The sequence below is a fragment of the Nocardia sp. NPDC087230 genome (assembly GCF_044744725.1).
In the GTDB taxonomy this organism is placed as follows: domain Bacteria; phylum Actinomycetota; class Actinomycetes; order Mycobacteriales; family Mycobacteriaceae; genus Nocardia; species Nocardia canadensis.
Window position 1 is genome coordinate 276,944 of the sequence record NZ_JBIUYV010000006.1, and the last position, 17,562, is coordinate 294,505.

The following is a 17,562-nucleotide window of genomic DNA, read 5'->3' on the forward strand; positions in this document are numbered from 1 at the left end:
CGTTCCTCAGCGGGCCCGCAACGTCACCACGGTGATGTCGGGCGGCGCGCCGACGCAGACCGGCGGGCCCCACGCGCCGATACCGCGCGTGGTGTACAGCTGCAGGTCGCCGATGCGGCTCGCACCGGCGACGGTGCCGTTGATCCAGCCGACCGGATACCTCAGCGGCCACATCTGACCACCGTGGGTGAGTCCCGACAGTTGCAGGTCGACCCCGCGCTCACTCGCCCCAGCGCCCTGCAGGGGCTGGTGGGCGATGAGCATCTGTTGCGCAGGGTGGTGAGACCGAGGGCGTCGTAGTAGTCGAGCCAGTTGTCCGGACGGTCCACGTACCCTTCGTGATTACCCGCGACGACGAACTTCCCGTACTTCGCGCGCAGCCCCGCGAGCGGATCGATATCGGGGCCGACATGGACGACCGCGCCGTCGAGCAGATCACCGGGCAACACGATCACATCGGGCTGCTGGGCATTGACCAGCTCGACCACCCGCCGGGTGAAGTCGGCGCCACGCGCCGCGCCGACGTGGATGTCGGCGACGACCGCGACCCGCAGCCCGTCGGCCGCGCGCGGCAGCTCGGCGAAGGACAGGTCGGTCTCGAGCACCCGCAGGTCGTTCGCCTTGGTGACGCCGTAGGCGACCGTCCCGAGGGAAGCCACGACCAGCACGCCCGAGGCCACCTGGATCAGCCCGCGACGGTGCCGGAACTCCAGCAACCGGGCCACCGCGAACACCACGCCGAGCACGGCCAGCCCGATCAGCAGGTAGAAGATCACCGCGAGCCAGACCTCGCCCCACCACACGATCGGCCGGATCGGCTGCGGCGAGTACGCGTTCCCCGCGCCGACCGCGACGACCGGGGGAATCCACAGGAGCACCAGCCCGACGGCGAGCGCACGGCGGGCGGTGCGGCCGAGGCCGGTGGCGACGCCGAGCCGCCGGTAGAGCAGCCAGTGCACGAGTCCGAGGATCGCACCGAGTGTCCCCGCCGAGGTGCGCAGCGTTGCCCGGCACGCACCGGGGACGGGCCCAGCGGCCCGTGACCCACCTCACCCCGCGGACCAACCCCTGGGGAGCAGGCACAATGGAGGGCGATGAAACCCTGGCAGCTCGACCTCAACGCCGACGACGGCCCGCCCGGGAACGGGGAGCGCGCCACCGTCGAAGACATCCGAGTCCTGCGCGAGCAGTTCGTCGACTTCATGCTCGGCTACAAGTTCGCGATCGACGAGATCACCACCAAGATCAACATCTTGCGCGAGGACTTCAACAACACCCACGAGTACAACCCGATCGAGCACGTCGGCTCGCGACTCAAGTCGCCCGAGAGCGTGCTGGAGAAGGTGCAGCGCAAGAACTACGCGATGAACCTGGCCGCGATCCGGGAGAACGTGCTCGATATCGCCGGTGTGCGGGTGGTGTGCAGTTTCATCTCCGATATCGGCACGATCCGGGACATGCTGGCCGGTCAGGAGGACATCACCGTCCTCGAGGAGCGCGACTACATCACCCATCGCAAGCCGAACGGCTACCAGAGCCTGCATCTGATCGTCTCGATCCCGGTGTTCCGCTCCGACCGCACCCAGCGGGTGCCGGTGGAGATCCAGATCCGGACCATCGCGATGGATTTCTGGGCCAGCCTCGAGCACAAGATCTACTACAAGTACCGGGGTGAGGTGCCGCCGAACCTGCGCAGCGACCTCGCCCAGGCCGCCGAGGTGGCGACCCAGCTCGACGAGAAGATGGAGGCGCTGCACCGGCAGATCGACCGCACGGCCCAGCCGCGGACGCACCCGGCCGAGACGCTCGACCTCAGCGTGCTCTACAACGCCTTCACCGCGGGCGCCCCGCACCGCTGAGCGCGCCGGGCTACCCCATCATGGCCAGCAACCCCAGGTCCGGGGCGAGGGCGCCGTCCTGGCCGAGCGCGGTGAAGTCGGCCTCGACGTCGGCGCGCGCGAGTGCGCCCGCGCGCACCGCCCGATAGCGCAGATACGACCAGAGGAAGACGTCGAGGTTGTCGAAGCGGGTGCCGCCCTCGAGCACTTCCTCCTCGTGGAACCACACCGCGATCTGGCCGGTGGCGAGCACGACGTAGAGGTTGCCGCCGCCGTCCGCGCCGATCGAGAACACGTCGTCGTCGGTCAGCTCGGTGGTGTAGTCCGCGTCGAGGATGCCGCAGTCGTTGCCGGCGAAGTCGAAGGCGTAGGACCAGTCGAAGATGTCGAGGAACTGCGGCAGCCGACCGGAGCGGACCCGGCGGTCGAAGGCCGCGAGCGCGGCCGCGTCGGCGGGGGCGAGCCGATCGAGAAACGGTGCGACCGAACGGGTTTCGGCCGGGATGACGACGGGTTCGGCAGCCGGGAACCACCGGGCGAGATCGCCGTCGAGGTCGCGTTCGGTGTAGCCGAGGAGATCGGCGGGAGTGAGCGTCACGCCGGCCAGTGTAGGAATGCCGACCGACATCGGCGCGCTGTCGCCGTCAGGCCGGTTGCAGGACGCGCATGATCGGGTCGTAGGCCCAGTTCAGCAGCCGTTCGGCGTCTTCCTTGGCGGCGGCGCTGCTGTGCGCCGAGCTGTGCAGCACCACGCCGATCACCGGGATGCCCGCCCGGACCGTCTCGAACAGCAGGCAGTGCCCAGCGGCGTTGGTGCTGCCGGTCTTGATGCCGATGGTGCCGGGGTACTCCCGCAGCAGCCGGTTCGTCGTCTCCCAGCGGTGTTCACGGTTCCCCGGTCCGGCGGGCACGAAATAGTCACGGGCGGCGACGATCTCGCGGAAAACCGGCAGGCTCATCGCGCGCACGCCCATCGCGACCAGGTCCACCGGTGTCGAATGGGTGGAGTCGTCGGTGGGGTTCGGCAGGCCGCTGGGATCGGTGAATTGTGTTCCCGCCAGGCCCAACAGGCGCGCGGTGTCGTTCATCTTGGCGATGAACGCGTCCTGGCCGGGGCCGAACGACTCGGCGACGGCGTAGGCGGCGTCGCAGCCGGACGGCAGCATCAGCCCGTACAGCAGCTGCCGGGCGGTGAGCACCTCGCCGGGCGCCAGGCCCGCGGTGCTCCCGTTGTGCTCGGCGCAGTACCCGACCACCTCGTTCGGCACCGTCACCGGTCGCTCGAGATCGTTGCCCGCGATCACGACGATGGCCGTCATCACCTTCGTGATGCTGGCGATCGGGACCGGGGTGTGCGCGTTGCGCGACCACACCACCGTGCCAGTGAGGCCGTCGGCCAGCGCCGCCCCGGTGGCCTGGACGCCCTCCGGACCGACCGTCCAGGGCAGCTGATCGAGGGCGGCGCTGCCGGACGGCGCGGCACCCGCGACCCCGTGACCAGCAGCGACGACCAGAACTCCGGCGACAACAGCGTGCAACATCCCGGCAAATGTCCGCATGGCGACATTCTGTCCCACAAGCACGCCGAGTCGTGGGATTTGACCACCGCTTTTCCGCATCGGCCGGTTCCCTCGGTCGCGACACCGGCATAACGGTTGACTGTCCGCGCGCCGGGCTGCACTGTTGATAGCACTGAGCGTCGCGCGTGTCGGTGGTTCCACAGGATCGGCCCTGTTCGCAGGGGGTATCAGCGAGCTACTCGGAAACGGGAAGGACGCGATGACGATGAACGGTCGCCGGAATCGCCGCAATCGAGAGATTCGCGAAGTTCGAGAGATCCACGCTCGGCCGTCGCACCAGATCGCCAAGTTCGTCCTGTCGACGCTGATGCTGGTCTGGTTCGGGCTCGGGCTGCTGGCGGCGGCACAGCGCCAGTACTTCGCGAACCCGCCCACCGACTGCGGTGGCCTGGGCACGATCGGCGTCACCGTGCTCGCGGGCCCGCTCAACTATCTGGGCGCCAATCCCCGGATCGCCTCGTGCCAGCTGCCGGAGCCGAGCCGATGAGCATCACCGGCTAGGGTCGATCGGGTCGACCCGAGGAGGATCCGAGCATGAGCGCGTCGCCGAGCAAGCGCACCCCCAGCCGCTGGGATGAGCTCACCGCCGCCGACCCGGCGCATTCGACCTGGTATGTGGAGCGCTTCCGCTCCCTCGCCGCCGCGGGCGAGGATATCGTCGGTGAGGCGCGCCTGATCGACGCGATGCTCGGGCGCGGCCGGCGGGTGCTCGACGCCGGCTGTGGGGCGGGCCGCATCGGTGGCTACCTGCACGAGGCCGGGCACACCGTGGTCGGCGTCGACGGTGATCCGATTCTCGTCGAGGCGGCCAGAGCGGATCATCCGGGCCCGACCTGGCTGGTCGGTGACCTCGCCGAACTGGATCTGCCGACCCGCGACTTCGACGTGATCGTGTGCGCGGGCAATGTGATGACCTTCCTCGCCCCCTCGACGCGGTCGGCGGTGCTGACCGCCTTCGCCCGGCATCGCGGGCCGGGCGGCCGGGTGGTCATCGGTTTCGGCGCGGACCGCGGCTACGAGTTCTCCGAATTCCTGGCCGATGCCGAATCCGCCGGGCTCACCGTCGATCTGCTGCTGTCGACCTGGGATCTGCGCCCGTTCACCGACGACGCGGACTTCCTGGTGGCCGTGTTCTCCTGACGCGCGACCGGCCGTCGGTGGGACGCGCCGACGGCCGAGACCGGCTAGCCTCGTGGCATGCCCGACCCCGAGGTCTCGCCGCCCCCGCGCAACGGCGTGGGGCTGTCGGCGTTGGTGCTCGGCATCGTCGCCTTCGTGCTCTCGTTCATCCCGTTCGCCGGCGAATTCCTGGCGGCTCCGACCGCCGTGGCCGCGGTGACGGCGGCGTTCTTCGGGTGGGACCGCATCGAGCGCGGCGAGGCGACCAATCGAGCCGACACGCTGGTCGGCGGCATTCTCGGCGCCCTCGCCCTGGGACTGAGCCTGCTGATCTACCTGGCGACCCGCTCCGGCTGAGGCACTACTCGCCGCGCACCACCGCGCGGGCCGCGGCGCGCGCGGCGACCAGGATCGGGTCCCAGACCGGCGAGAACGGTGGCGCGTAGCCGAGATCGAGCGAGATCACCTGCTCCACCGTCATCCGCGCGGTGAGCGCGACGGCCGCGGTATCGATGCGTTTCGCGGCGCCGTCGCGACCGACGATCTGGACGCCGAGCAGCCGGCCGGTGCGGCGTTCGGCGAGCATCTTCACCGTCATGGGCGCGGCGCCGGGGAAATAGCCTGCGCGGCCGGTGGATTCGATGGTGACGGGGTGGAATTGCAGACCCGCGCGCACGGCGTCCTTCTCCCGCAGGCCGGTGCGCGCCACCTCCAGATCGCACACCCGGCTGATCGCGGTGCCGACGACGCCGGGGAACGTGGCGTAGCCGCCGCCCACGCCCGAGCCGATGACCTGGCCGTGTTTGTTGGCGTGAGTGCCCAGCGGCACGTAGCGCAGAGCGCCCGAGACCAGGTCGAACACCTCGACACAGTCTCCACCGGCCCAGATCTCGTCGTGCCCGCGCACACGCTGGGCGAGGTCGGTGAGCAGGCCGCCGGACTCGCCCAGCGGCAGCCCGGCGCGCCGGGCCAGGTCGGTGGCCGGGCGCACGCCGATCCCGAGGACCACCACGTCGGCCGGATACTCGGTGTCGGCGGTCGTCACCGCGCGGACCCGGCCGTCCGCGCCGGTCGGCAGACCCGTCACCTCGGCATCCGGCACGACCCGAATTCCCATCCCCTCCATGGCTTTCCGGACCAGTGCGCCCATGTCGGGGTCGAGCGAGGACATCGGTTCGGCGCCCCGGGTCACCATGGTGACCCGGAATCCGCGGGTGACCAGCGCCTCGGCCATCTCCACACCGATGTACCCGGCGCCGACGACCACCGCTTCGCGCCCCGGCGCCGCCGCCAGCCCATCGATCAGGGCCTGCCCGTCGTCGAGGGTCTGCACGCCGTACACGCCGTCGGCATCGATGCCGGGCAGCGGCGGCCGCACCGGTGTCGCGCCGGTCGCCAGGACGAGCTTGTCGTAGTCGGTCCAGGACTGTGCGCCGGTGCCGAGATCACGCGCGCGCACCCGGCGACCGGCCGGATCGATGTCGAGCACTTCGGTCCGCAGCCGCAGGTCGATCCCGCGATCACGGTGCTCGGCGGGTGTGCGGGCGATCAGATCGTCGGCGGCGTCGACGTCCCCGCTCACCCAATAGGGGATGCCGCACGCCGAATACGAGCAATGGTGTCCCTTCTCGAACACCACGATCTCGAGGTCGTCAGCATCACGCAGCCTGCGGGCCTGCGACGCGGCGGCCATCCCCGTCGCGTCGCCGCCGATGACCACCACACGTTCGCCCATGCCGTCCACCGTACGGGCGCGACGTGTGATGGTCGGGGATCACACCATCTCGGGCACGCGCAGATGCGCGAATCCCAGCCGGAACTCGGCTACGTCGACGATCTGCGCACCCGTGACCCGGGTCGCCATCGCCCTGATCCGGTCCGCGTGCTCACGGCTGCTGTCCAGTTCCTCGCGACTCGCCCACACCGTCGAGCCGACGCCGCGGCCGGTGGCCCGGTCGACGAACAGGCTGGCGCTACGGAAACCGTCGAGCTTCTCGAACTCCGGCAGCAGTTGCGCCTTGAACGTCTCGATCGCGCCGTCGACAGCGGACGGGTCGACCTGCACCCACGTGCACCGCGTGCACGCGTTCGGGCCGGCCAGGTGGTCGCGGTGCATGACCGCCACTTCCCATTCCTCGACCTTCTCCACCGGTCCGTTCAGCGCCTGGGCCAAGCCGTCCCGCAGCATCTGGACGTGTGGCCTGCTGGCCTGCATCAACTCCTCGGATTCCCACGCGGTCGTCGCGATACAGCGTCCTGTCGCCCTGTCCACCATCAGCGACAGACCGACCCAGCCCTGGACTTCGGGCAGATTCCGCATGATGTCGTTGCGGAGGTATGCGATCCCGCCGTCGATCGACGACGGCTGGGCCGCGATTGTGCTGGAGCGTGCGTACACGAGCCACCTCCTACCTGGGTAAAGGCGGCGCCCCGGTGGGCACCACCGGACATACCCACTGTCCTCCACGCCCACCGCCGGCACAATGCCCATTTTCCGTCGTATTCGGGTAGGCGCAGGTATTGACACCGGCGAAATCCGGAGAACACTGGACATATACCGGAAAACCGGAAAAGAGCCGCACGGCCGAGGGAGACGTCCGTCGACAGTGGCGACGATTTTCCAGGCTCCGGCCAGGCCCCCGGCAAGCAGATCGGACGACCAGGGCAGTCAGCGACGACTGAGGTTCATGGTGTCGGATCAACGCTACCGGGGACTGTTCTGTCCGGGGGTCCCGCGCACTGCCGAGGACGGTTTCGGTGCGCCCGCGCGCCACCGTAAACAAACCGTAAGGCGGTCCCGGCACGGTAGTTTTCGACAGCGAGACACCGCTGACGACAACCACCGAAGGGACATCATCATGGGCACCATCGCAGTACACGAATTCATCGCTCTCGACGGCATGTACGACGATCCGTCGTTCACCGTCGCCTACGGATTCGATCCGAAGATGGGCGAAACCCTCGGCGCGATCACCGGCGACGCCACCGCGATCCTGCTCGGCCGCAAGACCTTCGAGATGTTCGCCCCCGCCTGGTCGACGCGCACGGTCGAGGACGACCCGGGCGCCCCGTTCTTCAACGAGACCACCAAGTACATCGTCGGGTCGCAGGAGCCGAAGGAGCAGTGGGCCAACAGCGTCCGCCTCGGCGCCTACGACGTCGACGCGATCCGCAAGCTCAAGGACGAGACCGAGGGCACCATCTACATCAGCGGCAGCGGCACCCTGGTCCGCGCGCTGCTGCGCGACGGCCTCGTCGACCACCTGCACCTGTTCGTGTACCCCATCGCGCTGGGCACCGGCGAGCGGTTCTGGGTCGACGGCGAGCAGACCCCCCTCGCGCTGCTGTCGACCGACGTCTACGACAACGGCGTCATCCACCTCGACTACGGCCCGGCCGCGAGCTGAGCACCCTCGTCCCAGGCGGTGGTTCCGGGGGATCCGGCCCCCGGTCCCTGCCGATCGGTAGCCGTCGAGGCCATTTTGTTCGTAAAGTTCATGGGTATGACCACGCCTCTGCCGGACACCCGCGCTCTCGCCGGTGATCTCTCCCTGTCCACCGTGCGGCTCGCCCGGCGCCTGCGCGGCCGGCGCGCCGATCCGCACATCTCCCTGACGCAGCTCTCGGCGTTGTCCACGCTGGCCAGAGAAGGCGCGATGACACCGGGAACGCTGGCGGGCCGGGAATGCGTGCAGCCTCCGTCGATGACCCGTGTCATCGCGTCCCTCACGGATATGAACCTGGTCGAACGATCCCCGCACCCGACCGACGGGCGCCAGATCATCATCGCCGCTTCACAATCCGGCCTCGCCCTGCTCTCCGACGAGGCTCAGGCCCGCGAGGAATGGCTGACCGAGCAGCTGTCCAAGCTCTCCGACGAGGACATCTCCGTCCTCACCCACGCGGTGGCCATCATGACCCACATCGTCAGCGAGCAGACACCGCTGGCAGGCTGACGACGTGGTTCGGTCAGCGCTGGCGCCAGCTCAGCGGACCCGGCAGGTCGACGCTGTTCTTCCGGGTGCGCGAGTTCCAGGTCCAGGGGCCGATCTTGATGCTCCACGAGGACAGACCGGATTCGGTGAAGTTGAATTTCAGCGGGCCGAACGACTTGCGCTGACGGAATCTGATGGGCATGTGAAGCCTTCCTGAGATCGGCTCCAGGATAACCGATCACGGCGGGTCGCACGGGACCCCGCGGTTCTGTCACCCGCCCTCGCTAGGCTGGCACCCGCTCGCGCACGCAGGTGCGCGCCGATCCGTGAGGAGAACCCGCGCCATGTGGCCGACCGAGTGGCCCGCACCGGCCCGCAAGATCGCGACCGCGATCGAGGCGGCCCTGCTGGCGGCGCAGGCCGCCGACGAGCCGGGATTCGCTTCCGCCACCGGCGATCTCGCCGAGTTGCCGTCCGATCAGGTCGACGTGGTGCTGGCGGCGATCGTGCGGGAACTGCTCGAGATCGCGCATCCGGACGGTCTCACCGGTGACGACGTGCGCGACGTCCTCGAGACGGTGGTGCGACGGTCGGTGGTCTGGCTGCCTCGGCTGGACGCGGCCGCGGTCGTCAGCGCGCTGACCGGTGCGCTGGGCATCGACGAGGGCGAGGACCGTCCGCCGACCGATCCCCGGCCCGCGGCGATTCTGCTGATCGATTATCTGGCCACGACCGCGCGGGTGCCCGCCCAGCAGTCGGTGCTGCGCGCCATCAACGAAGTCGCCAGGGCCGAAACCGTCGAAATGCCCTGAGCGGCATCGTCGATGGGTCCGGCCCGGCCCGGGAGAGCAGCAGGTCGGTCTGGCCGTCGAGCGCTCCGGTCGACGGCGTGAGCGGCGGCGGCCGTCGCAGCAACACCGGCGCGTCCTGCGGCGCGTAGGAGTTGGGTATCCGGTAGACCCGGAATCCGTTGCCGGTGAACGGTTCCAGCAGGTGTTCGACGGTGTGGCCGGTACCGGCGAGCCAGCGCGGCGTCAGCTCGACGAGGATCTCGCAGTCGGCCCGCAGTCGCGGGATCAGCGCGGCCAGGTCGGTCAGCACGATACCTTCGGCGCCCTCGACGTCGATCTTGATGATTCGCGCCCGGGCCAGCTCACGCGGACTCACGATGTCGGCCAACGGCGCACCGGGGACGACGATCTCGGCGATGTGACTGCCGGGCCGGATCGTGGTCGTCGCGCCCGCGTTGCCCCGATCGGGCACGTACAGCCGCACGGGTGCGGATTCGGCGGCGATCGCCACGGCGGCGACGCGGACGTTGTCGCAGCGGTTGAGCGCCAGATTCGCGCGCAGCTGCTCCTGTGCCGCGGGCGCGGGCTCCACGGCGACGACCGATCCGCTCGGCCCGACGAGGTGGGCGGCCGGCACCGTGTGCCAGCCGCCGGCCGCGCCGAGGTCGATCATCGTGTCGCCGGGCCGCAGCCGGGACACGATGACCGCCGTGACCACCGGTTCCCAGCAGCCGTGCAGGTAGATCGCGCGGGCGACGAAGTCCAGCGTCGTCGGGATGTGGAAACGCCGACCATGGCGGGTCCGTACGGTTCTGGCCACGCGCGGGTGCTGACGCAGGCCGACGTCGAGCCATTCACGCAGCAGTCGACGTTTGACCGCCACGCCCGGCCCGTAGCGCACCCACCAGCGGGCGGCGACCTGCAGGGGCGTCCACGGCGGCGGCACCAGCACGGTGTCGCGCCATGCCGCCGGATCCGACTCGACCATGCCTCACCCTAGAACCGCTTCGGGACGGTCGGGCCGAAGCCGGTGCTGCCCGCCCGTCGCGACCGGGCCCTGATGCCGTCTCGAAGACGCAGTCGCGGTGCCCGGCAGCGGGACTGCGGCGTTTGCGGAGTCCTACACTTGCCGGTACCCCCGTTACCGGATAACGTGGTGATGTCAGTGCACAACTGTTCACTCAATAGTCCGGCGGGGTGGCGACGATGAGGTTGCTGGTGTCAACGGTAGTAGGCGGGTGGGTCGAGATGGCGACGCAGGATCTGGCGGCGTTGCGTGAGTTCGCGCGCGAGGTGGGTGCCGCGGTGGCCGTCCATCAGCGGGAAGCCCGGCGCGCGGCCGCCGATTCGGGTCGCGATCTCGTCCGGGAGGGACGCTCACTGGCTTTCGATATCGCCGACTTGGCCGATGCCGCCAAGCGTGCGCGAACGGATCGGCTGCGCGGGGATCGTCGCGGCGGGTCGGCCGAGCCGGGACAGAAGTGGTGACACTGCTGGCCCTCATCGGCGGGCTCTGTGCTCTGGCCGTGGGCTCGCTGGTGTCGGGATACGCCGTGGTCGTGCTCAGCTATTGGCTGGAGCTGCAACGCGATCCGCCGCAGACGCAGACCCAGCCGGACGAACGAATCGTCTGAACGGGATCAGGATTCGGTCGCCAGGCGGACGCCGAACCCGACCAGCACCAGCCCGGTGAGCGCATCGATGCGGCGGCGGACGCGGGCGGTCCGCATCCAGGTCGAGATCGAGCCGGCGGCGACGACGAGCGCGGCGCAGTACAGCGCGGTCAGCGCGATGTACACCGCGCCAAGGCCCAAGGTCGTCCACACCGGCGAGTAGCCGTCGGGGACGAATCCGGGCAGGAAGCTGACGAACAGCACGCCGATCTTCGGATTCAGGATGTCGGTCAGCAAGCCGGCGCCGAAATTGCCCACCCGGTCCAGCGGCGCCGTCGACCCCGACGGATCGAGGATTTCCGCGTCGATCGGTCTGCGCAGCGCCTTCAGCGACTGCACGCCGATCCACACCAGATAGCAGGCGCCGACGATCTTCAGCGCCTCGTAGCCGACCTCACTGGCGCGCAACAGCGCGGACAGCCCGAGCACCGCCGCGACGACCCACACCGTCAGCCCGCACAGCACGCCCGCGGCCGTGCGGATCCCGGCCCGGCGCCCGCCCCGGACGAGACTGCGCACGACGACCAGCGTGTCCGGCCCCGGCAGCAGGACGAGTACGACCGCGGCGAGGGTGAACGACAGGACAGCACCAACCATCGCCCCATCGTAGAAGCGGGCGCGGCGCTGCCTTCACCAGGTGATGTCGGCGGTGGTGGTCAGCGGCACTTGCGGTCCGGCCGACTCGGTGAGCGCCAGGGTGTCGGCGGCTCGCACGGCGTCCGGGAAGCGGAGCCGGGTGCGCTGCTCGAGCTCGGTCACCGACACCTGGAAGACGCGGAATTCGTCGAGTTCGAGGGCTTCGAGGTGGTCGAGACGCTGGGTCAGCAGGAAGGCCCGGCACGTCAGCCGACCGTCCTCGACGAAGCAGATCACCTTCCAGTACTCGCGCGGCAGCGCCACGCCACGGTGCACGCGATCGTCGGCGGCGAACACCGGTCCGCCGAACACGCTCACCTTCAGGTCATCGATGTCGACGTCGGCGAACACGGCGTCCTCGAGCCTGCCCCACACACCGTTGCGGCTGCTCTGATTGAAGTCGTCCATCTGCGGCGTGATGTTGGTGTAGAAGAACGAGTCGACATTGGCCTGCTCGGCTTCGGACATGCTCCCCCACAGCAGATCCGCGCGTCGCGCCAGATGCCCGCGATCGAGCCGATTGCGTTGGTAGAGCTCGTTTCCCACTTGCGCCTGAGCGGGCAGCCGGGCGTCCTTGACGAACTCGATGCCGGTCCGGTCGATCCGCTTCATCGACGCGCCGTCGATATTCCACCCCACCCAGCGGGCGAAGCGCCGCGAAGCGCTCAATACCAGCGAGAAGTGGGTGTACGGGACGACCGCGGAGCCGTCGAGGCGCACCGCGTCGGCGGCGATCTCGGCGTCGAGTGCGGGCACCTCGATCCTGGTGGCCAGGAATCCCGGCATGTAGCCGGTCCCGGGTACGGCATCGCTCGCCGGACTCACGGCTGTCGTCGGTGTGTGGATGGCAGTCATGGCGATCACTTCCCGGGGCCGGCGGTGCGATGGGTGTGCACGCCATCGTCGTCGCCGGGCTCGGTGACCTCACGCGTAGTCGACTACCCGCATCACGCTCCGGATTCCTTTCACCGGGCGGTGGATTTCTCCGCAGGAAGTCGGTCCTGCTGCTCCAGCGTCGCGATCAGCGCGTCGGCTCCCGACATGATGTGGTCGCGCATCAGGCTGCTCGCCGTCTTCGCACGCCCCTTCCGCAGCGCCTCGAGCATCGCCGGTAGGAAGTCCAGCGAGTCGTCGGTGTCGCGGTGGAACCGGCTCGGCAGTTGCTTGGCGATCGAGCCGAGCAGTAACGCGAGCCGACGCGATTCGGCGGCCGACACGATCGTGCGGTGGAATTCGTCGCGCAGGGCTACGGTGCGGTCGGCCTCGGCGCCGTCGGCGACCGCCTTTTCGTGTTCACCCACGATGTCGGCCAGGCGGGCGAGGTCGCGCGGGGAGATGGATTTCGCCGCGCGCGCTGCCAGCTCGCCGGCCAGCGTGGCCTGCGCCCAGAACAGATCCCGCACATCGCGCGCGCTGAAGGCCGAGACCATGAATCCGCGCCGGGGCACCAGTTCGACGAACCCCTCACCGCTGAGGAGCAGCAGACCTTCTCGCACCGGCGTGTTGCTCACGCCGACCGCCTCGGCTATGGGCTCAGCGCGCAGGAACTCGCCCGATCGAACCCGTCCGGAGATGATCAGCTCCCGGACGTAGTCGGCGACATCATCGGAGAGCTGCTGACGCTGCGAGTTCGCCCGCGGTGGCAGGTCTCGCGTCGTCGAGATCGGCGGGCGTCGGTCGGTGTCGTTCGACATGTTGTGCATTATGCGTCGTGCTCGGCGGTGTCCGCAGCACGACCCGGCGACGCGTGGTCCAGGGATGCCCGAAACGCGCCTGACGTCGTCGAACACCGACAGTTTCGGCGCTATCCTCGGTAGAGGCGAGCGCACCAGCGCACCGCCGACACGCCGTGACCGAATCGAGCCGAGATGGCCGACAACCTGCCGACTCAGCGCAGCTCGGCCTCGGGCATCGCGGCGGAACTCGCCGCCGAGGGCTTCGAGGACGCCGAGGAGATCGGGCGCGGCGGTTTCGGCGTGGTGTACCGGTGCGCCCAGCCCGATCTGGATCGGGTGGTCGCCGTCAAGGTCCTCACCGCCGAACTCGACCCCGACGGGCTGCAACGGTTCGTGCGCGAGCAGCAGGCGATGGGCAGGCTGTCCGGCCATCCGCACATCGTCGCGGTGTTCCAGGCGGGCACCACGCATGGTGGGCACCCGTATCTGGTGATGCCGTATCACGCGCGGGGCTCGCTCGAGCAGCGCATCCATGCCGTCGGCCCGCTCGACTGGGCGGCGACGCTGCGGCTGGGCGTGAAGATGGCGGGCGCGCTCGAGACCGCGCATCGGGCGGGCATCCTGCACCGCGACGTGAAACCGTCCAACATCCTGCTCAGCGACTACAACGAGCCCGAGCTCACCGATTTCGGGATCGCCCGGATCCAGGGCGGATTCCACACGACCACCGGCGTCGTCACGGGCTCGCCCGCTTTCGCCGCGCCGGAGGTGCTGCGCGGCGCGCAGGCGACCACCGCCGCCGATGTCTACGGTCTCGGCGCCACCCTGTTCTGCGCCCTCACCGGCCATGTCGCCTACGAGCGGCGCGTCGGTGAGCAGGTGCTGTCGCAGTTCCTGCGGGTATCCGCGCAGCCGGGACCCGATCTCACCGATCAGGATGTGCCCGAGGAGGTCAGGGCTGTCATCGAGCACGCGATGGCCCCAGATCCCGCCGATCGGCCCGACAGCGCCGCCGCGTTCGGCGCGGAACTGCGCGAAGCCCAGCGCAGCACCGGCGGCGAGGTCGACATCTTGCGGATTCCGAGCACGGTGCGTCCGGCGACGGCGCCGGTCGCGGCGCCGCGCGTGCACGAACGAACCACCGCCCCACCGACACCCGCCACCAAGTACCGCCCGCCGACTCCCGCCCGCGCCACCCTCGCCAGGAAGCGTCTGCTCGAGCACTTGCGCACGAGCGAAGGCACCCGGCTCACCGCCATCCACGCGCCCAGCGGATTCGGCAAGACCACGCTGGCCGCGCAGTGGCACGACGAACTGATCGAGCACGGCGCGGCCGTCGCGTGGCTCACGCTGGACGAGGACGACGACAACGTCGCCTGGTTTCTCACCCACCTGGCCGAAGCCCTGCGGCCCGCCGTCCCCGACCTCGCCGACGAGCTCGACCGGCTGCTGGAAGCCGACCCCGACGATCCCACCCGCGCCGTGCTCACCGCGCTCGTCGACGGCCTGCACACCCGCGACCGGCGGGTGACACTGATCCTCGACGACTGGCAGCGGGTCACCGGCACGGCCTCGGTGGCGGCCGTGCGGTTCCTGCTCGAGCACGGCTGCCACCATCTGCCGCTGGTCGTCACCAGCACCGCGCGGCTCGAACTGCCACTGAGCAGGTTGCGTATCCACGGCGAACTGGCCGAGATCGACGCCGCCACCCTGCGTTTCGACGCCGACGAGGTGCGTGCCTTCCTGGCCGAGGCCGGTGGCGTGCGGCTGACGGCCGACGAGGTCGCCGCGCTGGCCGGCGCCACCGACGGCTGGATCGCGGCGCTGCAGCTGACCGTGCTGTCGCTGCGCGCGGGCGAGGCACCCGAGCACCTGCTCGACAGCCTCGCGCTGCACCCCGATATCGGCGCCTTCCTCGCCGAGAACGTGCTCGACACACTGGATCCCGACACGCTCGACTTCCTCATGACGACCTCGATCTGCGAGCGGATCTGCGGTGGCCTGGCGACCGCGCTCACCGGCCGCGCCGACGCCGCCGCGCTGCTCGCCGACCTCGCCGACCGCGGGCTGTTCCTGCTGCCGACGGGCCCGGACCACGACTGGTATCGCTACCACCAGCTGTTCGCCGGCTACCTGTGTCGCCGCCTGGCCAAGGACCGGCCGACCGAAATCGCGCCGCTGCGGCAGAAAGCCGCGACATGGTTCGCCCGGCAGCACCTGCTCAACGACGCGGTCGAGCACGCGCTGGCGGCCGACGATCCGGAGCGGGCGGTCGACCTGGTCGAGGAGGGCGCGGGGTACCTGCTGGAACGCTCGAGAATGATAATGCTGCAAGGCATTCTGGCCAAGCTGCCCGCCGCGGTGTGCCGGACCAGACCGCGGATCCAGCTGTTCGGCGTCTGGATCGATCTGGTGCTGCGGCGTCCCACGGCCACCGCGGCCTCGCTCGCCCGCTTCGAGACCGCGCTGGTCGCGGCCGCGCCCGCCGAGCCGGATCGCACCGAGATGCGCACCGAGGCCGACGTGGCGATCAGCGTCGGCGAGATGTTCGCCGACCGGATCTCGGAGCTGGACGGCCTGATCGGCGACGCGCTGGCCCGTCCGGACGACTTCTCTCCGCGCATTCCCGGCGTGGCGGCCAATATCGCCACTTACGTGGCGATCCACCGTTTCGACTACGACAAGGCCCGCCGTCGGCAGCTGTGGGCGGCGCCGTATCACGAGCAGAGCGGTCCGTTCCTGTCGGTCTACGGGCGCTGCTACGCCGGGCTCGCGGCCTGGGAGCAACTCGATGTCGCCGGCGCCGAGGACCTGCTCACGACCGCGTACGACACCGCGCGGTCGACGATGGGTCCTGCCGCGCACGCCACCCGTCTGGCCGGTGCGCTGCTCGGCGCTTTGCGATACGAGACAGGCGATCCGGACACCGCCGCCGAACTCCTCGAACAGAGCAGGGAACTGTCCACCGAAGGGGGCGGCGGGGTCGACTTCATGCTGGCCACCTACGCCACCGGAGCCCGGGTTCGCGCGCTGCGCGGCGACCGGGACGGCGCGCTCGGCCTGCTCGACGAAGGCTTGGCCCACGCCGAACGACTGGGGCTGCCCCGCCTGGCCGCCCGTATCCGCAATGAACAGGTGCGGCTCGGTGTCGTCCTCGAGCCCGCGGTGGTCGCGGAGATCACCCGCCCGCGCACGATCCGGCGCGAGGACGGAATCGCCACGGCCATCGACGAAACCGACGAGGACTCCGCGATCCGGTTGCTGGCCGCCACCGACCGCCACCAGCTCGCGGTCGAACGCGCGGAAACCCTCCTGGCCGGGATCGACGCCGAACGCAGGCCGCTGGCCGCGGTGCGCGCGGGCCTGCTGCGCGGCGCGACCCTGCGGCGAGCGGGCCGGGCGGCCGAGGCGGACCGTCTTCTCGCGCCGCTGGTGCGGCGCTGCGATCAGCTCGGCCTGGCCCGCCTGCCCGCCGACGCGATGTAGGAACGCCACCCGCGTCTGGACGCTGTGCGGGAGGCCGCGAAATCACCCGCGACTGCCGCGAAGGCGCGTATCAGCTCGGTCTCGGAGTCGGCGCGCCAGACGAAGGTCCAGCGGCAACGCGGGCCGTCGGGCATCGGCACGTACACCACGCCGGGGCGGGCGTAGTACCGCACGCAGTGTTCCCGGGCCAGGGCGACGGCCCGGCCCGCGGCGATGGCGGCCAGCATCTCCTGGAAGGTGTGCACGCGGGGACCACGCGGGATCGGGCGACCCGCGGGCGTGCGGGGCGGGATCAGCTCGTCGGCCCAGTAGCCGGGTGCGCCGGTGCCGATATCGCACAGGATGTGGTCGCCGAGGTCCTCGATCGGAATCGTCGCGCGCGTGACTGATTCGCTGCCCTCCGGCACCGCGAGCCGGACCGGTTCGACGAGCACGGTGGGGCCGACGGTGATGTCGGGCTCGCGGTCCGGCAGCCACAGCAGCTGGATGTCGACGGTGCCTGCGCGCAGCGGGCCGAAGGGGTCGGCGAAATGGGCTTCGCGCAGGACCAGCTCGACCCCGGGGTGGGCATCGGTGAACGCCCGCAGCACGGGGGCGACGACGTGGCCGAGCGCGCCCATGATGCCGACCTCGGTCGGCTTGTTCGTCACCGGGCAGATGTTCGCCTCCCTCGCGCTCGACGTCGGCGGGCTGCTCGGCGTCGAGCCGCGGCCGTTGACCGGGCATGCTGCTGGGCGCCGCGGTGCTGCTGGCCGGGATCGTGGTGGTGATCCGCAGCCAGCTCACCGGTGGTCGGGGCCAGACCTCCGCGAGGGCGCAGGCGGGCTG

At 70.1% G+C, this 17,562-nt stretch carries 22 protein-coding genes; 10 read left to right on the forward strand and 12 right to left on the reverse strand.

From position 1 onward, the window contains the following. Positions 1-6: 6 nt before the first annotated feature. Together ACIO52_RS22235 and ACIO52_RS22240 are read right to left on the reverse strand one after the other, a co-directional pair. Entirely contained in the window at positions 7-174 is a 168-nt protein-coding gene (locus tag ACIO52_RS22235) for a hypothetical protein (RefSeq protein WP_402646395.1), read from the reverse strand. Further along, complete coding sequence (locus tag ACIO52_RS22240; RefSeq protein ID WP_402646397.1) at positions 162-959, reverse strand: metallophosphoesterase; 798 nt, start codon at positions 957-959, stop codon at positions 162-164. Before ACIO52_RS22240 ends, ACIO52_RS22235 begins: the two co-directional genes overlap by 13 nt. 135 nt (positions 960-1,094) lie before the next feature. Here ACIO52_RS22240 and ACIO52_RS22245 point away from each other — a divergent pair, with 135 nt between their 5' ends. Continuing rightward, positions 1,095-1,859 (forward strand): GTP pyrophosphokinase family protein, encoded by a 765-nt coding sequence (locus ACIO52_RS22245; protein WP_316574218.1) that lies wholly within the window; start codon positions 1,095-1,097, stop codon positions 1,857-1,859. Positions 1,860-1,869: 10 nt separating this feature from the next. On the opposite strand, the gene ACIO52_RS22250 is transcribed toward ACIO52_RS22245, so the two are convergent. Beyond that, the gene (locus ACIO52_RS22250; RefSeq protein WP_316574217.1) at positions 1,870-2,436 is read right to left on the reverse strand and encodes a hypothetical protein; all 567 of its coding nucleotides are present in this window, start codon (positions 2,434-2,436) and stop codon (positions 1,870-1,872) included. Positions 2,437-2,482: 46 nt separating this feature from the next. Then, on the reverse strand, positions 2,483-3,397 hold the full coding sequence (locus tag ACIO52_RS22255) for a serine hydrolase (RefSeq protein ID WP_316574216.1): 915 nt from the start codon (positions 3,395-3,397) through the stop codon (positions 2,483-2,485). Between the two features lie 220 nt (positions 3,398-3,617). On the opposite strand from ACIO52_RS22255, the gene ACIO52_RS22260 reads away from it, so the two are divergent. From ACIO52_RS22260 to ACIO52_RS22270, 3 genes are read left to right on the forward strand one after another with little or no spacing between them, the layout of a single operon-like run. Beyond that, positions 3,618-3,905, forward strand: a complete 288-nt coding sequence (locus ACIO52_RS22260; RefSeq protein WP_374104909.1) for a hypothetical protein — start codon at positions 3,618-3,620, stop codon at positions 3,903-3,905. A gap of 47 nt (positions 3,906-3,952) precedes the next feature. After that, positions 3,953-4,558, forward strand: coding sequence for a bifunctional 2-polyprenyl-6-hydroxyphenol methylase/3-demethylubiquinol 3-O-methyltransferase UbiG (locus ACIO52_RS22265; protein ID WP_218721045.1), 606 nt, complete (start codon positions 3,953-3,955; stop codon positions 4,556-4,558). A gap of 57 nt (positions 4,559-4,615) precedes the next feature. Further along, positions 4,616-4,894 (forward strand): hypothetical protein, encoded by a 279-nt coding sequence (locus ACIO52_RS22270; RefSeq protein ID WP_218721044.1) that lies wholly within the window; start codon positions 4,616-4,618, stop codon positions 4,892-4,894. 4 nt (positions 4,895-4,898) lie between these two features. Here the strand turns inward: ACIO52_RS22270 and ACIO52_RS22275 are convergent, their stop codons facing one another. After that, a complete protein-coding gene (locus tag ACIO52_RS22275) occupies positions 4,899-6,272 on the reverse strand; it encodes an FAD-dependent oxidoreductase (protein WP_218721043.1) in 1,374 nt (457 codons plus the stop codon). A 39-nt stretch (positions 6,273-6,311) separates the two neighbouring features. After that, positions 6,312-6,935 (reverse strand): hypothetical protein, encoded by a 624-nt coding sequence (locus ACIO52_RS22280; RefSeq protein ID WP_218721042.1) that lies wholly within the window; start codon positions 6,933-6,935, stop codon positions 6,312-6,314. 460 nt (positions 6,936-7,395) lie between these two features. Here ACIO52_RS22280 and ACIO52_RS22285 point away from each other — a divergent pair, with 460 nt between their 5' ends. Together ACIO52_RS22285 and ACIO52_RS22290 are read left to right on the forward strand one after the other, a co-directional pair. Then, complete coding sequence (locus tag ACIO52_RS22285) at positions 7,396-7,944, forward strand: dihydrofolate reductase family protein (protein WP_218721041.1); 549 nt, start codon at positions 7,396-7,398, stop codon at positions 7,942-7,944. 96 nt (positions 7,945-8,040) lie between these two features. After that, a complete protein-coding gene (locus ACIO52_RS22290) occupies positions 8,041-8,493 on the forward strand; it encodes a MarR family transcriptional regulator (protein ID WP_218721040.1) in 453 nt (150 codons plus the stop codon). Positions 8,494-8,506: 13 nt separating this feature from the next. On the opposite strand, the gene ACIO52_RS22295 is transcribed toward ACIO52_RS22290, so the two are convergent. After that, entirely contained in the window at positions 8,507-8,674 is a 168-nt protein-coding gene (locus tag ACIO52_RS22295) for a DUF4236 domain-containing protein (RefSeq protein ID WP_218721039.1), read from the reverse strand. 142 nt (positions 8,675-8,816) lie between these two features. Here ACIO52_RS22295 and ACIO52_RS22300 point away from each other — a divergent pair, with 142 nt between their 5' ends. Beyond that, positions 8,817-9,284, forward strand: a complete 468-nt coding sequence (locus ACIO52_RS22300; RefSeq protein ID WP_402646404.1) for a hypothetical protein — start codon at positions 8,817-8,819, stop codon at positions 9,282-9,284. Here the strand turns inward: ACIO52_RS22300 and ACIO52_RS22305 are convergent. Beyond that, the gene (locus ACIO52_RS22305) at positions 9,244-10,251 is read right to left on the reverse strand and encodes an FkbM family methyltransferase (RefSeq protein ID WP_218721037.1); all 1,008 of its coding nucleotides are present in this window, start codon (positions 10,249-10,251) and stop codon (positions 9,244-9,246) included. The genes ACIO52_RS22300 and ACIO52_RS22305 overlap by 41 nt on opposite strands. 230 nt (positions 10,252-10,481) lie before the next feature. On the opposite strand from ACIO52_RS22305, the gene ACIO52_RS22310 reads away from it, so the two are divergent. Both ACIO52_RS22310 and ACIO52_RS22315 read left to right on the forward strand, forming a co-directional pair. Next, positions 10,482-10,751: a hypothetical protein gene (locus tag ACIO52_RS22310; protein ID WP_218721036.1), complete on the forward strand. Its 270-nt coding sequence runs from the start codon at positions 10,482-10,484 to the stop codon at positions 10,749-10,751. Beyond that, positions 10,748-10,897 (forward strand): hypothetical protein, encoded by a 150-nt coding sequence (locus ACIO52_RS22315; RefSeq protein ID WP_316574211.1) that lies wholly within the window; start codon positions 10,748-10,750, stop codon positions 10,895-10,897. Before ACIO52_RS22310 ends, ACIO52_RS22315 begins: the two co-directional genes overlap by 4 nt. Before the next feature lie 6 nt (positions 10,898-10,903). Here the strand turns inward: ACIO52_RS22315 and ACIO52_RS22320 are convergent, their stop codons facing one another. The 3 genes from ACIO52_RS22320 to ACIO52_RS22330 all read right to left on the reverse strand — a co-directional run bounded on the left by ACIO52_RS22320 (position 10,904) and on the right by ACIO52_RS22330 (position 13,266). Then, positions 10,904-11,533, reverse strand: coding sequence for a LysE family translocator (locus tag ACIO52_RS22320; protein WP_402646407.1), 630 nt, complete (start codon positions 11,531-11,533; stop codon positions 10,904-10,906). A 33-nt stretch (positions 11,534-11,566) separates the two neighbouring features. Then, positions 11,567-12,427, reverse strand: a complete 861-nt coding sequence (locus ACIO52_RS22325) for a DNA/RNA non-specific endonuclease (protein ID WP_402646409.1) — start codon at positions 12,425-12,427, stop codon at positions 11,567-11,569. A 110-nt stretch (positions 12,428-12,537) separates the two neighbouring features. Then, positions 12,538-13,266 carry a GntR family transcriptional regulator gene (locus ACIO52_RS22330; protein ID WP_218721032.1) on the reverse strand — a complete coding sequence of 243 codons (729 nt, stop codon included), beginning with the start codon at positions 13,264-13,266 and terminating at the stop codon, positions 12,538-12,540. 174 nt (positions 13,267-13,440) lie between these two features. Here ACIO52_RS22330 and ACIO52_RS22335 point away from each other — a divergent pair, with 174 nt between their 5' ends. Next, the gene (locus ACIO52_RS22335) at positions 13,441-16,734 is read left to right on the forward strand and encodes a protein kinase (RefSeq protein ID WP_402646412.1); all 3,294 of its coding nucleotides are present in this window, start codon (positions 13,441-13,443) and stop codon (positions 16,732-16,734) included. On the opposite strand, the gene ACIO52_RS22340 is transcribed toward ACIO52_RS22335, so the two are convergent. Beyond that, the gene (locus ACIO52_RS22340; protein WP_402646415.1) at positions 16,695-17,384 is read right to left on the reverse strand and encodes a LysR substrate-binding domain-containing protein; all 690 of its coding nucleotides are present in this window, start codon (positions 17,382-17,384) and stop codon (positions 16,695-16,697) included. The two genes, ACIO52_RS22335 and ACIO52_RS22340, sit on opposite strands and share 40 nt — an antisense overlap. Positions 17,385-17,562: the final 178 nt, after the last annotated feature.

Bases quoted from the DNA above. Each gene is read 5' to 3' on its own strand.
- ACIO52_RS22235 (WP_402646395.1), bottom strand. From the start codon at position 174: ATGTGGCCGCTGAGGTATCCGGTCGGCTGGATCAACGGCACCGTCGCC.
- ACIO52_RS22245 (WP_316574218.1), top strand. From the start codon at position 1,095: ATGAAACCCTGGCAGCTCGACCTCAACGCCGACGACGGCCCGCCCGGG.
- ACIO52_RS22255 (WP_316574216.1), bottom strand. From the start codon at position 3,397: ATGCGGACATTTGCCGGGATGTTGCACGCTGTTGTCGCCGGAGTTCTG.
- ACIO52_RS22260 (WP_374104909.1), top strand. From the start codon at position 3,618: ATGACGATGAACGGTCGCCGGAATCGCCGCAATCGAGAGATTCGCGAA.
- ACIO52_RS22265 (WP_218721045.1), top strand. From the start codon at position 3,953: ATGAGCGCGTCGCCGAGCAAGCGCACCCCCAGCCGCTGGGATGAGCTC.
- ACIO52_RS22270 (WP_218721044.1), top strand. From the start codon at position 4,616: ATGCCCGACCCCGAGGTCTCGCCGCCCCCGCGCAACGGCGTGGGGCTG.
- ACIO52_RS22275 (WP_218721043.1), bottom strand. From the start codon at position 6,272: ATGGGCGAACGTGTGGTGGTCATCGGCGGCGACGCGACGGGGATGGCC.
- ACIO52_RS22285 (WP_218721041.1), top strand. From the start codon at position 7,396: ATGGGCACCATCGCAGTACACGAATTCATCGCTCTCGACGGCATGTAC.
- ACIO52_RS22290 (WP_218721040.1), top strand. From the start codon at position 8,041: ATGACCACGCCTCTGCCGGACACCCGCGCTCTCGCCGGTGATCTCTCC.
- ACIO52_RS22295 (WP_218721039.1), bottom strand. From the start codon at position 8,674: ATGCCCATCAGATTCCGTCAGCGCAAGTCGTTCGGCCCGCTGAAATTC.
- ACIO52_RS22300 (WP_402646404.1), top strand. From the start codon at position 8,817: ATGTGGCCGACCGAGTGGCCCGCACCGGCCCGCAAGATCGCGACCGCG.
- ACIO52_RS22305 (WP_218721037.1), bottom strand. From the start codon at position 10,251: ATGGTCGAGTCGGATCCGGCGGCATGGCGCGACACCGTGCTGGTGCCG.
- ACIO52_RS22320 (WP_402646407.1), bottom strand. From the start codon at position 11,533: ATGGTTGGTGCTGTCCTGTCGTTCACCCTCGCCGCGGTCGTACTCGTC.
- ACIO52_RS22325 (WP_402646409.1), bottom strand. From the start codon at position 12,427: ATGACTGCCATCCACACACCGACGACAGCCGTGAGTCCGGCGAGCGAT.
- ACIO52_RS22330 (WP_218721032.1), bottom strand. From the start codon at position 13,266: ATGTCGAACGACACCGACCGACGCCCGCCGATCTCGACGACGCGAGAC.
- ACIO52_RS22335 (WP_402646412.1), top strand. From the start codon at position 13,441: ATGGCCGACAACCTGCCGACTCAGCGCAGCTCGGCCTCGGGCATCGCG.